The 14844-nt window shown below is 69.8% G+C and carries 13 protein-coding genes; 11 read left to right on the forward strand and 2 right to left on the reverse strand.

What is annotated here, in order from left to right; all coding sequences use genetic code 11:
* Positions 1–8 precede the first annotated feature (8 nt).
* From AB0K10_RS15710 to AB0K10_RS15725, 4 genes are all read left to right on the forward strand, one after another.
* Positions 9–899, forward strand: a complete 891-nt coding sequence (locus tag AB0K10_RS15710; RefSeq protein WP_363683901.1) for a hypothetical protein — start codon at positions 9–11, stop codon at positions 897–899.
* Positions 892–1392: a SigE family RNA polymerase sigma factor gene (locus AB0K10_RS15715; protein ID WP_363683903.1), complete on the forward strand. Its 501-nt coding sequence runs from the start codon at positions 892–894 to the stop codon at positions 1390–1392. The genes AB0K10_RS15710 and AB0K10_RS15715 overlap by 8 nt, the downstream gene beginning before the upstream one ends.
* Positions 1393–1775: 383 nt before the next feature.
* Positions 1776–2237 carry a hypothetical protein gene (locus AB0K10_RS15720; protein ID WP_363683905.1) on the forward strand — a complete coding sequence of 154 codons (462 nt, stop codon included), beginning with the start codon at positions 1776–1778 and terminating at the stop codon, positions 2235–2237.
* On the forward strand, positions 2230–3147 hold the full coding sequence (locus AB0K10_RS15725; protein ID WP_363683907.1) for a serine hydrolase: 918 nt from the start codon (positions 2230–2232) through the stop codon (positions 3145–3147). Before AB0K10_RS15720 ends, AB0K10_RS15725 begins: the two co-directional genes overlap by 8 nt.
* A gap of 28 nt (positions 3148–3175) precedes the next feature.
* Here AB0K10_RS15725 and AB0K10_RS15730 read toward each other — a convergent pair whose 3' ends face one another.
* Positions 3176–4315 carry a substrate-binding domain-containing protein gene (locus AB0K10_RS15730; RefSeq protein WP_363683909.1) on the reverse strand — a complete coding sequence of 380 codons (1140 nt, stop codon included), beginning with the start codon at positions 4313–4315 and terminating at the stop codon, positions 3176–3178.
* A 504-nt stretch (positions 4316–4819) separates the two neighbouring features.
* Here AB0K10_RS15730 and AB0K10_RS15735 point away from each other — a divergent pair.
* The 7 genes from AB0K10_RS15735 to iolB all read left to right on the forward strand — a co-directional run bounded on the left by AB0K10_RS15735 (position 4820) and on the right by iolB (position 12868).
* A complete protein-coding gene (locus AB0K10_RS15735; protein WP_363683911.1) occupies positions 4820–6823 on the forward strand; it encodes a DUF2264 domain-containing protein in 2004 nt (667 codons plus the stop codon).
* A 41-nt stretch (positions 6824–6864) separates the two neighbouring features.
* Positions 6865–8169, forward strand: a complete 1305-nt coding sequence (locus AB0K10_RS15740) for an extracellular solute-binding protein (RefSeq protein WP_363683913.1) — start codon at positions 6865–6867, stop codon at positions 8167–8169.
* A gap of 116 nt (positions 8170–8285) precedes the next feature.
* Complete coding sequence (locus tag AB0K10_RS15745) at positions 8286–9149, forward strand: sugar ABC transporter permease (protein WP_363683915.1); 864 nt, start codon at positions 8286–8288, stop codon at positions 9147–9149.
* Positions 9149–10045, forward strand: a complete 897-nt coding sequence (locus tag AB0K10_RS15750; protein ID WP_363683917.1) for a carbohydrate ABC transporter permease — start codon at positions 9149–9151, stop codon at positions 10043–10045. The genes AB0K10_RS15745 and AB0K10_RS15750 overlap by 1 nt, the downstream gene beginning before the upstream one ends.
* A gap of 5 nt (positions 10046–10050) precedes the next feature.
* Complete coding sequence (locus tag AB0K10_RS15755) at positions 10051–10728, forward strand: hypothetical protein (RefSeq protein ID WP_363683919.1); 678 nt, start codon at positions 10051–10053, stop codon at positions 10726–10728.
* 84 nt (positions 10729–10812) lie between these two features.
* A complete protein-coding gene (locus AB0K10_RS15760; RefSeq protein WP_363683921.1) occupies positions 10813–11997 on the forward strand; it encodes a glycoside hydrolase family 88 protein in 1185 nt (394 codons plus the stop codon).
* A gap of 46 nt (positions 11998–12043) precedes the next feature.
* Positions 12044–12868 carry a 5-deoxy-glucuronate isomerase gene (iolB, locus tag AB0K10_RS15765; RefSeq protein WP_363684251.1) on the forward strand — a complete coding sequence of 275 codons (825 nt, stop codon included), beginning with the start codon at positions 12044–12046 and terminating at the stop codon, positions 12866–12868.
* Between the two features lie 107 nt (positions 12869–12975).
* Here iolB and AB0K10_RS15770 read toward each other — a convergent pair whose 3' ends face one another.
* Complete coding sequence (locus AB0K10_RS15770) at positions 12976–14280, reverse strand: ricin-type beta-trefoil lectin domain protein (protein ID WP_363684253.1); 1305 nt, start codon at positions 14278–14280, stop codon at positions 12976–12978.
* Between the last annotated feature and the right edge of the window lie 564 nt (positions 14281–14844).

The raw sequence follows: 14844 nt of genomic DNA on the forward strand, positions 1-14844 counted from the left end.
GATGGGACATGGGGGACGTCCGAGGGCGTTTCAGGGACGACCTGGCACGACACCCCGCCCCACCGTTGGGTGACCTGGTCCAGCAGTCGATGGTGCAGGGCCGCCGACTGCGTCGCCGACGCCGCCTGGCGCAGTTCGGCGGCGGCGGCTCGGTGTTGGCCATGCTGCTCGTGATCGGCCTGGCCGCCGGGCCGCTCGGTGTCGGTGCGGACGACGTCGGTCAGCCCGGCGGGCCGAACGTGGGTTTCCCGGGTGGGTCTGTCGACATCGGCACGCCGTCCCCGGCTGCGTCCGCCGGTGGCGCACCGGGCGGGATCGAGACGGGCGCCGACGAGGAGCACGGAGAAGCGCCCCATCGGCTCGTGCCGCCGTCTCCCTCGCCCACGGTGATCGACATCCTGAGGATGGGGCCGGAGCCGGGCGGTGAGCTGCTGACCGCCACACCGCAGGGCGCGTTGGAACTGCTGACCCGGCTGCTGCCCGCGGGAAAGACCAGCGGTTTCGCGAGTCTGCCCAGCAGCGGAGCGGGCCCCGGCATGCCGTTCGTCCAGCTCTACCTGGACCGGGGCGATGGACCGGGGATGCTGCGGCTCTCCATCTACCGGGACAGGCTCGGCGGCGACCCGGCCCCGGGGACGGTCGAGCTGACCGAGGTACCCGACAACTGCGTGGAGAACCAGATGGTCACCGTGCACCACCGCGATGGCCTCCAGGTCGATCTGATGATTTCCACCTGTCTGGCCTGGGACGGCAAGGGCAACGTGCCGGCACCGCCCGTCCTGTCCCTGAAGGAGGCGACCGAGATCGCCGCCAACCCGATCTGGGGGACGAGACTGCCGACCGAGTACGTCATCAGCGGTGCCAAGAGGTTCCCGACGCTGGCCCGGTCGAATGGCTGACGAGGACTTCCTGGAGTTCGCGCAGGCGGCCGCCGGCCGGCTGCGCGATGCCGCGTTCCTGATGTGTCGCGACTGGCATCTCGCCCAGGACCTCACCCAGACGACGCTGGCGAAGGTGTACGCCAACTGGAGGCGGGTCTGCCGGGCCGACGACCCCCACGCGTACGCCCGCAAGATACTGCTGCGCTGCATGATCGACCAGCAGCGGCGTCGCTCCAGCCGCGAGCTCGCGATGTCGGCGCCGCCGGAGCGGAGCGAGGAACATCCGGCTGAGCTGCGCATGACGTTGCTGGACGCGGTCGCCACCCTGCCGATGCGGGATCGGGCGATCATCGTCCTGCGTTACTGGGACGACCTGAGCGTGGAGGCGACCGCCGAGGTGGTGGGCGTCTCCACCGCGGTCGTCAAGAGCCAGAGCATGCGCTCCCTCAACCGCCTGCGCGAGCTGCTCGGTGAGACCCGTTCCGACCTGTTCGCCGAGGAACGCCATTGACCGCTCCCGTCCGCGGCGGGGGAGCGGCGGATTCCGGTGGTGTCATGCCGTGGGCCGTCGACCGCTGCGCCTGTGCTGCGGCGGCGACGAGCGCGCCGCCACACATCGTCGCCTGAAGCGCCACCGTGTTGGCAAGTATCTGCATGTGGGGGAGGTGTCCGGTGTCCGAGTCGAGCAGCAGGACATGCCGCGGCCGGATTCGCGGTAGGGGCCGAGTCTCGGCCGCTGTCGTGCCGGCGGTCCTGTCGGCGTTGGTCGTGATGGCCGCGGGATGCGATCGGCGGGAGTCCGACGTCGGTGCCGAGGGGCGACGCAGCGGGAACGCGGATCGGGGCGATCTGAGCCTCCTGCTGGGCGCGGGCGATCTGGGAGCGGACTGGCGTGTGGACGACGCTCGAATCGGTCTGCCGCCCTGGCCGTGGGAGCAGGACGACTGCCCCAGCTATCAGAGCGGCGACTACCCGGCCAAGTCGCACCGGCGCAACGCCGTGGAGCGCTACTACCGGCTGCCTGACGGCTCGTCGTCGGCCTACCACGTCGTGGAGACGTACGAACCTGGATGGGCCGGGCGGAACATCGATGACGTCCGTCGGCTCCTGTCGCGGTGCGCGAGCTACCCGGTCCTCGGATCCCAGGTCTCGTTCGACGTCGTCGATCCCCACTACCTGAAGGGTGCTGGCATGCTCATCCGAGGTCGCATCGCCCACCGGGACGTCCCGGATACGGTCACGTACTTCGTGATGCTGAAGCGCGGGGAGACGGTTTCGACGGTCCGCCTGCCTGATCCGGGCAGTAAGGCAGCGGTGGACTCGATCGCGGCGAGGGCGGTGGCCCGCCTTGGCTGAGCGCAGCGGTCGGCAGGTGTCGCGCCGCTGGGTCGTCTCGGCGGGCACCATCTTCCTGGCCGGTGCCGGGACGGCGGCCTTCGGTGCCACGCGCCCTCGCGACGGCGACGGAGCCGCTCCATCGCGCGGTCCCTCCCCTGCCAGTCCGATCCCCACCACGCCGGCCATCGACCGGATCGCCCAGGCGAGGACGCGCATCGAGGCCTACGTGGAGCGGTACGACGGCCACCTGGCGGTCGCGGCGCGGGACCGACAGGGGAAGGCTGCGGTGACGGTGGGCACCAGACGGTTCGAGACCGCCAGCGTCGTCAAAGTCAACATCCTCGCGGCACTGCTGCTGCGCCAGAGCCCGCAGGGCAGGGCACTGAGCGCCGGCACCCGACGGTTGGCCGAGGCCATGATCGTGTCCAGTGACAACGACGCGGCGGTAGCCCTGTGGCAGCGGATCGACGGTTCGCGCGGCCTCGCCGCCGCGAACCGTGCACTCGGTCTACGGGAGACCAAGCCCAGCTCGCACTGGGGAACCACCACGACCACGGCTGACGACCAGCTCCGTCTGCTGACCGCGCTGACGTCGCCGACGGGACCGCTGACCCCGCAGGACCGTGCTTTCATCATGGGTCTGATGAAGAAGGTGATCCCCGAGCAACGATGGGGAGTCACCGCGGCGCGGGCGTCGGACACCCGATCCTCCTACGTCAAGAACGGCTGGGACACCGCCGATGTGGACGGTGGCCACTGGCTGGTCAACAGCATCGGACGGATCGTCGAGGCCCGTCACGACTGGCTGATCGCCGTGCTCTCCGACCATCACGTGAGCCAGAAAGAGGGCATCCGCGTCGTCGAGAAGGCCGCCACGTACGCGCTCAAGGAGCTACGCGCCGCCACCGCCGGCGACGGTGCTTCTTAGCGGCCGGCGGTAGGGGCCGCAAGAGCACCTACGCCGGTGGTGGCGCGGTCGACTCCCGGATCCGCAGCGATGGGCTGATGACGACCCGATGGGTGGGGCGGTCGGGGTCGGCGAGCCGGTCGGCGACGAGACGTACGGCGGCCCATCCGATCGAGCGTCGTGGCGGTCGGACCGCGGTCAGGGGCGGGCTGAAGAGCCCAGCGACCTCGTCGTCGTACGCCACGATGGAGAGGTCACCGGGGACGGAGAGGTGCCGCTCCTCGCAGTGCTGCACGAGCGCGATCGCCTCGGCGTCGGCGTGCACCAGCAGCGCCGTCGTCCCGGTCGCCTGGCATTGGTCGAGCACGCCGTCGAGCACGGTGTCCCGCTCCGGCGACCGCGTGTCGGGTACGACGGCGACCACCGTCGCGTCCGAGTCGAGGCCGCACTGGGTGGTGGCGTCGAGCCAGCCGCGCCGCACGTGCTGACTGGTGGGGCTGTCGGCGTCGAGCACCAGGCCGACCTTGCGGTGTCCGAGCGAGGTGAGGTGGCGCACCGCCATGGCCGCGCCGAGCGCGTGGTCGGTGACCACCGATTCCATGACGGCGTGATGACTGCCGACCGTGGCGGTGCGTTCCAGCAGGACGACCGGAACGCCGACCTGGTCGAGCCACTCGATGGTGCGCTCGGCGGTCGGTGCGTCCATGCTCGGCGCGATGATCAGCGCATCGGCGCCCATCCGCTCCACCAGGCGAGCCAGCTGCGGTTGGTCGTCCTCGGAGTCGTAGGAGGAGCCGCGCAGTACCACCCGCATGTCCAGGTCGCGGGCGGCGCTCTCGACGCCGCGCGCCACGTCCGGCCAGTAGTAGTCCAGGGAGGGCACGAGCATGCCGAGCGTACGCCCGACCAGCGGGTTCAGACCTGCCGCGGGCGGCTCCTCGGCTGCCGGAACGTCGTCCGGCAGGAGCAGGGCGACTCCACCGTGGACCCGACGAACCAACCCTTCGGCGGCGAGTTCCGCGATGTCGCGCCGGATGGTGACCGGTGCGGCGCCAAGCACGTGTGACAGGTCGGAGATGCGCATCGAGCCGTCGCGTTGCAGGGCTGCCAACAGTTGCTGGCGGCGGGCGACCTGAAGCGGCGCACGGGACGTCTCCGCCGTGGCGACGACAGAACTGTCCTTGCTCATGGGGGACCTCCGAGGAACGCTTCGTGCGGCGGAAGCTCTCGCGTGGTGACGACCAGCTTGCCGGCCGGGTTGAACGCGGCTGCGTGGGCACCCCCGCCGGCAATGTCCTGCATGCCCGGCAACCCGCAGCCCGAAGCCGGCGAGGTGGTTCGCGACGACCACTGCCCTTCGAGCCGAGAGAGCAGCTATGAGCGATTCTGATCGTATCAGATCAGTTACGGCGTCGAACGGGCTGGCCGAGTCGCCGCGACGCCGGAGCCGGTCGGGTCGCGGGCCGCAGAACCACCTCCGTCCGATGCCGACGGTGCCCCGGTCGCGGCAGTTCACGACGGCTGCGTGTGCTGTTCTGATCGGATGTGCTCGAACTGGTTTGAGATCAGCATTGACTTGATCTGATGTGAGCGTTTTACTTCGGAAACCTCGTGGAAGCCGGTGCGTCACATTCGTGAGCGACGCCCCGCTCGCCACCCTCCATGGAGACGGATCGATGCGACAGGATCTGGGATGACGTCCGGGACGACCGGCCGGTTGGTACCGGGAACGGCTGCGGATGCCGCTACCGCCGTGACCTGGGGCCGGGCTGACTGGTTGGCCCTCGCCGACCGGATGCTCGCCGCCACCCGACCGTTCGCGTCACCCGGCCACGCTCTGGTCACCCTTCCCGGCCCCGAGGGTGGCTACGGACGGGCCGTCGACGGCCTGGAGGGCTTCGCCCGCACCTTCCTCCTGGCCGCTTTCCGCATCACCGGCGCCCGGGGAGTGGGCGTGGACGAGCTCCTGGACCGGTACGCGGCCGGCATCGCCGCCGGCACCGACCCGCGCTCTCCGGACCGGTGGGTACGCCTGGACGAGCACCCCCAGGCGAAGGTGGAGGCCGCCTCCATCGCGCTCGCCCTGGACCTGACCCGTCCGTGGATCTGGGATCGGCTGCCGTCCGGGGTGCAGGAGCGGGTCGTCGACTACCTGCGCCCGGCGGTCGGTGACGACACGTATCCACGGATCAACTGGGTCTGGTTCCGGCTGGTCGTCCAGACGTTCCTGCGGTCGGTGGGCGGGCCGCACTCACTCGACGAGATGGCCGAGGACCTGCACACGCACGACGGCTTCGCCCGCGGGGACGGCTGGATGTCCGACGGGCCGGACCGTGCCTACGACCACTACGTGGGCTGGGCCCTGCACCTGTACCCGACGCTGTGGGCCCGCATGGCCGGCGCTGCCGACCTGGCCGAGCAGCGCCGCGATCGGGACCGGGCCAGCCTCGACCGCTTCCTGGGTGACGCGGTCGCGCTCGTGGGCGCCGACGGATCACCGTTGATCCAGGGACGGAGCCTGATCTACCGCTTCGCCGCGGCAGCGCCGTTCTGGGTCGGCGCGATCGCCGGCGTGCCCTCGGTCAGCCTCGGTCAGTTGCGCGGCGCGGCCACCCGCATCGTGCGCCACTTCGTCGCCAACGACGCCCTGGACGAACGCGGCCTGCTCACCGTCGGTTGGCACCGGCCGTGGCCGCGACTGGCGCAGTCGTACTCCGGGCCGGGTTCGCCGTACTGGGCCAGCAAGGGCCTGCTCGGCATCGCGCTGCCCGCGGATCATCCGGTGTGGACGACGCCCGAGGAGCCGCTGCCGGTCGAGGAGCGCGACGAGGTGCGGGCGATACACGCACCCGGCTGGCTGGTCTCCGGCACCCGTAGCGACGGGATCGTCCGCGTCGTCAACCACGGCACCGACCACGCGGTCGAGGGTGCCACCGTCGGAGATTCCCCGCTCTACGCCCGGCTGGGCTACTCCACCGCCACCAGCCCCGTCCTCGACGACAGCGGCTGGCTCGGTCCGCTCGACCAGTCCGTCACCCTCGTCGACGACGCGGGCCGGGTCACCCACCGCGCCGGCATGCGCCTGCTGACCGTGCACGTTGACACCGACGGCGTGGGTGTGGCCGGATCACGTGCCCTCGCCCACTGGGTCGACCCGGATCCGGGTCAGCGCGATCACGGCGGCGGCCGCCTGGGCCGGTCCCGACCGGCCGGGCACCTCACCGTGTACTCGCTGGTCCGCGGCCCCTGGGAGCTGCGTCTGACCCGCGTCGACGGCCTCGCCGAGGGCATCGAGGTGGATGCGCTGCGACTGCGGATCGGTGGCTGGGCCATCGCCGGGGAGGCGACGGCAACTATTCGCGGCAGCGTGGCGGCCGTGACCGGCACCGGTCTGACCAGTCGGATCGAGAGCGTGCACGGCGGCGGAACCGCCGACGCCACCACCGTTCCGAACGGCGGCCCTCTGGCCGGCGGGCTGGTCGTGCCCTGGCTGGATCACCCCGTCCGGCCGGGCGCATGGGCCGCCACCCTCATCGAGCTGTCCACGGCCCCGACGACCACTGCCGGGCAGGCGTGCCGGGCCGTGATCGACGAGGACGCCCGCGGCCTCCACGTGGCAGTCGACTGGCCCGACGGGATCAGCACATCGACCCGTCCGGACACGAAGCACTCCAGGCCCAGCCAGGCGACCTGGTAGCAGTGCGGGCCCATCTGGGCCCCTGACCTAAGGAGAAAGGGATGAAGCGCACGATACCGGCCGTCATCAGCGCCGCGATGGCCCTGACACTTGTTCTCACCGGCTGCGGGGGCGGAGACGAGCCAGTCGACCCCAACGCCCCGGTGACGATCACCCTGGCCGGCTGGAGCCTGTCGTCCACGCCGGAGTTCAAGACGCTCGCCGACGGCTTCAAGGCGACCCACCCGAACGTGACGGTGGAGCTCAAGGAGTACGCCCCCGGCAACGACTACGACACCCAGATGATCACGGACCTGGCCGCCGGCACCGCCCCGGACGTCTACGTCATGAAGAACCTCAAGAACTTCTACACGTACCAGAGCGGTGGTCAGCTGCTCGACGTCTCGGAGGTCGCCTCCGGTCTCGGCTCGAGCCCTGCGCTCGCGTCGTACCAGGTGGACGGCAAGGCGTACGCGGTGCCGTACCGGCAGGACTCCTGGGTGCTCTACTACAACAAGGACCTGTTCGCCAAGGCGAAGGTGGCGCTGCCGGACGGCAGTTGGACCTGGGACGACTACACCGACGCGGCGAAGCGACTGCACACCGGGCTGAAGGGGGCCGGCTCGAACGCGACAGGCGCGTACCAGCACACCTTCCAGTCGACAGTGCAGGGATTCGCGCTCGCCCAGACCCCCAACGCGGACCTGCTCTCCGGCGACTTCGGCTTCATGAAGCCGTACTACGAGCGGTCACTGGATCTGCAGGCGGCCGGCGCGCAGCCGACCTTCGGCACCGCGAAGACCAACAAGCTCACCTACCAGGCGCAGTTCGGCAAGCAGCAGTCGGCGATGCTGCTGATGGGCACCTGGTACGTGGCCACGCTGCTCAACCAGCGCAAGAGCGGTGACGCCGACACGTTCCAGTGGGGGATGGCACCGGCGCCGCAGTTCGACAAGTCCACCACCGGCACCTCCGCCACGCCCGTCACCTTCGGTGACCCGACCGGCCTGGGGATCAACCCGAAGATCAGCAAGTCGAAGGCCGCCGCCGCCAAGGACTTCCTCAAGTACGCGGCCGGCCCGGAAGCCGGCAAGGCACTTGCCGGGATCGGCCTCACCCCGGCCCAGGTCACCGACGCGGTCACCGCGAGCCTGTTCGGGCTGGACGGCGTACCGCAGGACGACCTGTCGAAGTTCGCCTACACCAAGCACACCATCAAGCCGGAGAACCCGGTGTCGAAGCACACCGCCGGCCTGCAGAACCTCCTCAACGAGACGCATTCGGCGATCCTCTCCGACAACAAGGGCGTCGACGCGGAGCTGAGCAAGGCGCAGACCCGCGCCAAGAACGAAGTTCTCAACCAGTGAGCTGATGGCGGGACCGGCGCGCCTGCGCCGCACGCCGGTCCCGCCGCCAGGCCGAACGCTTCCGGAGACTCCCTATGGCAACATTGCCGCGTACGAGACCCAGGAACCGGCGGCTGGTGTCGCGCAACACGGTCGCCGGCTGGTCGTTCATCCTGCCCAACTTCCTCGGCTTCGCCGTGCTCACCCTGCTACCCGTCCTGGTGCTGTTCTACGTGGCCTTCACCAACTGGAACGTCTTCGGGGTGGCCGAGTGGACCGGCACCGCCAACTTCCGGCGCATGTGGGGCGACGCGAGCTTCTGGACCGCACTGCGGAACACGCTCTACTACACCGTCTTCCACATCCCGCTGACCCTTGCGGCGTCACTCGGGCTGGCGCTGCTGCTCAACCGCAAACTGCGCGGCGTGAGGTTCTTCCGCACCGTCGCCTTCTTCCCCTACATCACCTCGATCGTGGCGATCGCGATCGTCTGGAACCAGTTGTTCAGCCCGGAGTACGGCCCGATCAACGCCTTCCTCCGTGCCCTCGGGGTGGACGACGCGCCGGGCTGGACCACGTCGTCGACCTGGTCGATGCCGGCGATCATCATCGTCGGCACCTGGCGGTACATGGGCTACTACATGCTGTTGTTCCTGGCCGGCCTGCAGACCATCCCGGCCCAGCTCTACGAGGCGGCCGAGACCGACGGCGCCACACCGTGGCAGCGGTTCGTGCACGTGACCCTCCCCGGGCTGCGACACACCACCTTCTTCGTCACCGTGCTGCTCACCATCGAGAGTTTCAAGGTCTTCGACCTCATCCTGCTGATGACCGGCGGCGGACCTGGCCAGTCGACACTGGTGCTCTCGCAGTACATCTACCAGAAGGGCTTCGAGGAGAACCAGTTCGGCTACGCCTCGGCGGTGTCCGTCGTCCTGTTCGCCATCTGCTTCGGCATCACGATCATCCAGTTCATGGTCAACAAGCGGGGGAACAGCTGATGACCGCGACCGACCTCTCCACGCCTGTCCCGGCCATCGCCGCACCCGGCAACCAGCGGCCGTCCACCCGACCGGTCCGGTCCCGGGGCTGGCGGCTCGTCGGGTACGCCGTCCTCGTGCTCGCGGCAGTCGGGCTGCTGCTGCCGTTCTTCTGGATGGTGGTGTCGTCGTTGAAGACCAACAACGACGTCTTCACCATCCCCATCACCTGGCTCCCCGATCCCGTGGTGTGGCGCAACTACCTCGACATCTGGCAGCGCTCGGACATGACGACGTGGCTGCGCAACACGCTGCTGCTGGCGGTGGTCGTCACCCTCCTGCAGGTGGTCACCGGCAGCTTCGCCGCCTACGGCTTCGCCCGCGTCCGCTTTCCCGGCCGCAACGCGCTCTTCCTGGCGTACGTCGGGACGATAGCGGTGCCCTGGCAGTCGTACATGATTCCGCAGTTCATCCTCATGTCGAAGTTGCAGTTGTCGAACACGCTGTGGTCGATCGTCGCGCTGCAGGCGTTCGGCGCGTTCGGCGTGTTCCTGATGAAGCAGTTCTACGAGACGATTCCCGAGGAACTCAGCGAAGCGGCGCGGGTGGACGGGCTCAGCGAGTTCGGCATCTACCGACGGATCATGCTGCCGCTGTCCCGGCCGGCGCTTGCCAGCCTGGCCCTGCTGACGTTCGTGACCACCTGGAACGACTACCTCGGCCCGCTTGTCTACCTGCGCAGTCCGGAGTTGCGCACCATCCAGTTGGGGCTGAACACCTTCGTCTCCCAGTACAACGCCGAGTACGCGCTGATCATGACGGGCTCGGTGCTGTCCGTGCTGCCCGTCGCTGTCATCTTCCTGCTCGGCCAGCGCCACTTCATCGAGGGCATCGCCTCGACCGGACTGAAGGGCTGAGGTCCATGCGTTCGCGCCACACCATCCTCACCGCCGTCTTCGACGGGTTCTACGTCGCGCTCGTCACCAACCTGTTGCTGGTGCTCGGTTGCCTGCCCCTGGTGACGCTCGCGTTCACCACCGAGGCGGCGCGCTCCTGGCCCCTGTACGCGCTGACCGCCCCGCTCTGCGCGCCGGGGCTCTGTGCGGTCTTCGCCGTCATGTCCGCCTACTCGGCCGGCGACACCGGCGGCGTGCTGCGCACCTACGGCCGCGCCTGGCGAGCCACTGCCCGGCCGGCGATGCTCTGGACGGCGGTAGCCATGGTTGCCGTGGTGGTGCTCGCCGTCGACGCCCGCGCCGCGTGGGGCCACCGGGTCGGAGCACTCGCCCTGCCGGTGCTGGCGACCCTGCTGGTGCTCACCGTCGCGACCACGCTGCTCGGGTTGGTGACAGTCGCCGAGCGACCCACCGCGTCGCTGCGCGAGGTGGCCCGCGCCTGCGTGTATCTGGCGGTACGCCGGTGGTACCTCACCGCCGCGTCCCTGCTCGTGCTCGCGCTGCTCGCCCAGATTCTGGCGGCCCGCCCCGCGATCGCGCTCGGCCTCGCCGCCGCGCCACTGCTCTACGTCGTCTGGGCCAACAGCCGCTTCACCCTGCGCGCCGCCCTCGACCCACCGACGGCAGCACCACAGCGCGCCTGACCACCATGTTCCGGCCCTCCAGCCGGGACGCCCATGACACACCTGCCCGGCATCGGACCGGACCCACGAGGGAGAACAGCATCCATGACGGCGACCGACGTCCGTCCCAGCTCCGACGCAGAGGCCACGGCGGCCGCGGTTGCCGCCGCCATACGCACCGTCGACGCGAACATCGCCACCTTCGGCGACCGGTACCCCGCGGACACCACCGCCGCGAACCGCTACCCGCTCCGGCCCCCGAGCGCTGGCCACCCCGAGGGCGCCAACGTCGGTTGGACCACCAGCTTCTGGCCCGGCCAGCTCTGGCTGGCACACGACCTGAGCGGTGACGACCGCCACCTGCGGGCGGCGCTGTCCCACGTGGACAGCTTCGCGGAGCGCGTGCACCGCGGCATCGACCTGGACACCCACGACCTTGGTTTCCTCTACACCCTCTCCTGCGTCACCCCGGCCCGCCGCACCGGCGACCCCCGGGCCCGGAACGCGGCTCTCGCCGCCGCCGACCACCTGATGACGCGCGTCCTCGAACCCGCCGGGATCATCCAGGCCTGGGGTGACCTGAACGACAGCCGCCAACGCGGCCGCACGATCATCGACAGCCTCATGAACACGCCGCTGCTCTTCTGGGCCAGCCAGACCACCGGCGACGACCGCTACGCCGCCGCGGCCCGCCGGCACACCGCTCAACTGCGCCAGCACATCCTGCGCCCGGACGGCACCACCTTCCACACCTTCTACTGGGACACGGACAGCGGCGCACCACTGCGCGGGGAGACCGAGCAGGGCCACGCCGACCACTCCTGCTGGGCCCGCGGGCAGGCCTGGGGCATCTACGGCTTCAGCCTCAACCACCGGCACATCGGCGACCCCGCACTGCTCACCGCCGCGCGGACCTGCGCGGACCGCTTCCTGGCCAGCCTGCCCGACGACCACGTCGCGTACTGGGATCTGGAGTTCGGCGACGGCAGCGGCCAGGAGCGGGACAGCTCCGCCGCGGCCATCGCCGTCTGCGGCCTTGTCGAACTGGCCGACAACCTCGCCGACCCGGCCAGCGCCGGCCGGTACCGGACGGCCGCCGCGGCGATCCTGCGCTCACTCATCGACCACTACTCCACAGGCGGCCATCCGGTCTCGAACGCGCTGATCCTGCACGGCGTCTACGACAAACCCAAGGACGTCGGCGTCGACGAGGGAACCCTGTGGGGCGACTACTTCTACCTGGAAGCCCTCACCCGCGCCACGATCCCCGGCTGGACCAGCCCCTGGTGACCGCCAGGACCGATCCGCACCGCCCCGCATCCTGAGAAAGGTGACCATGGACTACCGCTACCACTGCTCGATTCCCGCCGCCGACGGCCGGAACACGCTGCCCTTCAATCCCTGCCGGCTGCTGGACTTCACCCTGCTGCGGCTGTCGGCGGGTGAGTCCTGGACCGGCGAGTCCGGTGACCGGGAGATCCTGGCCGTCATCCTCGGTGGCACCGCCAGCTTCACCGTCGCCGGCCACCACTTCCCGCAGGTCGGCGGTCGTCCGGACGTGTTCTCCGGCAAGCCGCACTCCGTCTACCTCCCGGCCGGCTCCTCGATCACCGTCGAGGCCGTCACCGACGTGGAGATCGCCCTCCCCAGCGCCCCCAGCGAACTGGCCACCGACCCCTATGTCATCGCGCCGGAGCAGGTCGCCACCGGCCGTTGGGGAGCGGCCAACTTCGGTCGCACCTATCACCAGATCCTCACCGAGATCGCGCAACCGGACCTGCCCGCCCGCCGGCTCATCGTCGGCGAGACGTACACGCCCTCGGGTAACTGGAGCACCTACCCGCCACACCGGCACAGGGTCGACGACCTGCCCGCCGAGGCCGCGCACGAGGAGATGTACTACTACCGCGTCAACCCGGGGAACGGGTTCGGCATCAGCCGGGTCTACACCGACGAGGGGTACGAGGAGAACGTCACCATCCGCGACCACGTGATGCAGATGATGCCCGAGGGGTACCACACGGTGGTCAGCGCGCCCGGCTACACCACGTACTTCCTGTGGTTCCTGGCCGGCACACAACGCACCCAGGGCGCCCGCGAGGACGCCGACCTCGCCTGGGTGGGTCAGACCGTACCGACCCTGCGCAGCGTGGGCCTGTAGCGATGCGTGCCCCGTTCGGCCGCCCGCACCGCCGGACGGCAACGCGCCGCCCGGGACATGACCCGGGCGGCGCGTCTCCGGCAGGCTCAGCGTTGCCGGATGCGGCACTAGGCGCGCGTGCTCCACTGCTGGTTGGCGCTGCCTTGGCAGGCCCAGAGGTGCAGTTGCGTTCCGTTGGCCGTGCCGGAGTTGACGGCGTCGAGGCAGAGCCCCGACTGGACTCCGGTGATGGTGCCGTTGGAGTTCAGGTTCCACTGCTGGTTGGGTTGGCCGTTGCAGTCCCAGATGATGACCGCCGTGCCGTTGCTGCTGCCCGCCCCGCTGGCGTCCAGGCACTTGTTGCCGTAGACGGTCAGGGTGCGGCCGGAGGTGTGGGTCCAGCGTTGGTTGGTGCGGCCGTGACAGTCCCACAGCGCCGGGCGGGCCCCGTTGGTGGTGCTGGAACCGGGGACGTCGATGCAGCGGCCCGACTGGCTACCCGCGATCAGCACGTTCTGCTGGCCGGAGGGCGGGGGAGTGCTGGGCGGGGGAGTGCTGGGCGGGGGGCTGGTGGGCGGCACTGTCGACCCGAACTGGCTGAAGAACCTCCACACCTCCTGCTTGACCCAGCTCCGCGCGCCGCTCTCGCAGCCGGCACACCCATCCACCGGGCCCTGCTGGTGGCCACCGTCGAAGGCGGCCCAGAGCACCGGATAGCCGGCCCGACACGAGTAGGCGGTGGTGATGTGGGTCAGGCTGCCCGCCCTTGGTTCCGGCGGGTTCTGCGCGGCGCAACCGTTGTTCCGGACGAACCTGTCGCGCAACGCCCGGCCGTTCGGGATGTTGTCGTTGACGCCGTGAATCCCCAGGTACGCCACTGGCTGGGTGCCACCGCTGCAGCCGCTGATCGCCCCCGGGGCGGCGATCGCCGCGACCGCACGGAACACGGTGGGCCGGGAACACGCCAACGAGTAGCTCATCGCGCCGCCGTAGCTGAACCCGACCGAGAAGAGTTGCGTCGTGTCGACGCAGAGCGCGTTCTCGATGACGCGGACCATGTCGTCGGTGAAGGTCACGTCCTCACCGTTGGAGTTGCCCCAGCCGTTCCCGATGCCCTGCGGGGCGACGAAGATCGTGGTGTTGTTCGACTGGGAGAGCATGCCGTAGTAGGCCCACGGTGCTCCGTCGCTGCCGCCCGACGCGACCTGCTCGGCGGTGCCCCCCAACCAGTGGAACCCGAAGGCCAGCCGGTGGGCGTAGGTGTTGTTGTAGCTGTCGGGCAGCCGAAGGATGAAGCTGCGGTTCTTTCCGCTGCTCTGGATCGTGTGGGTGCCGCTGCTCAGACCGGGCGCCTTGCCGCAGCCGGCGGTGGTGGCGGCGGACGCCGATCCGCCGGCCATGAGGACGTACGCCCCGACGGCGACGAGAACCATGACCGCCATGGCGGCCCCTATCCAGGGGCTGGAGAGTTTGCGAAGTGGCACAGCTGCGCCTCCCTGTGGTGGTGGTGGTGGACGAACATCGGTGGTTGGTTGTTGCTGCTGGCGTTCGGGATCACCGGCCAGCGATGGCGCCGACGGCGGTCCTTCGTGGACCGTCACCGGCACCGCCGGCACCGCGGCGTCCGGTTCTGGTCGCCGGGCCGCCGACTGGCAGTGAGCCACGCCACAAATAGACTAGCATCGTCGTGTGACGTATGACGTCATCCGTCGCCGTGGAGCGGTCTGCCGAATCGGATCCGGCCGTCGGGACGCCCCCTCCGGCCAACCCGAGCGAGCATCGTCGATTCCTTGACACTCTAGATGGGATCGCTAACACTTGTCGGCAACACGTACTTAATGATCTGGACACATGGCGTCTGCCTCGCCGGCGACCCCGGTGTGGCACGTCATTCGCCACCCACGGCGGCGCGGCCCGAGAACACACCGCCCCAGTGCTGTTAACGCTCACACGTGAAGTCGATCCGAGGGTGTTGGCACCCGCGACACCCGGCGAAG

The sequence above is a fragment of the Micromonospora sp. NPDC049274 genome, from assembly GCF_040678875.1.
GTDB lineage: Bacteria > Actinomycetota > Actinomycetes > Mycobacteriales > Micromonosporaceae > Micromonospora.

Excerpts from the sequence above, each read along its gene's own strand:
- AB0K10_RS15750 (WP_363683917.1), top strand. The coding sequence starts at position 9,149 with ATGACCGCGACCGACCTCTCCACGCCTGTCCCGGCCATCGCCGCACCC.
- AB0K10_RS15710 (WP_363683901.1), top strand. The coding sequence starts at position 9 with ATGGGGGACGTCCGAGGGCGTTTCAGGGACGACCTGGCACGACACCCC.
- AB0K10_RS15735 (WP_363683911.1), top strand. The coding sequence starts at position 4,820 with ATGACGTCCGGGACGACCGGCCGGTTGGTACCGGGAACGGCTGCGGAT.
- AB0K10_RS15715 (WP_363683903.1), top strand. The coding sequence starts at position 892 with ATGGCTGACGAGGACTTCCTGGAGTTCGCGCAGGCGGCCGCCGGCCGG.
- AB0K10_RS15770 (WP_363684253.1), bottom strand. The coding sequence starts at position 14,280 with ATGGTTCTCGTCGCCGTCGGGGCGTACGTCCTCATGGCCGGCGGATCG.
- AB0K10_RS15730 (WP_363683909.1), bottom strand. The coding sequence starts at position 4,315 with ATGAGCAAGGACAGTTCTGTCGTCGCCACGGCGGAGACGTCCCGTGCG.
- AB0K10_RS15740 (WP_363683913.1), top strand. The coding sequence starts at position 6,865 with ATGAAGCGCACGATACCGGCCGTCATCAGCGCCGCGATGGCCCTGACA.
- iolB (WP_363684251.1), top strand. The coding sequence starts at position 12,044 with ATGGACTACCGCTACCACTGCTCGATTCCCGCCGCCGACGGCCGGAAC.
- AB0K10_RS15760 (WP_363683921.1), top strand. The coding sequence starts at position 10,813 with ATGACGGCGACCGACGTCCGTCCCAGCTCCGACGCAGAGGCCACGGCG.
- AB0K10_RS15755 (WP_363683919.1), top strand. The coding sequence starts at position 10,051 with ATGCGTTCGCGCCACACCATCCTCACCGCCGTCTTCGACGGGTTCTAC.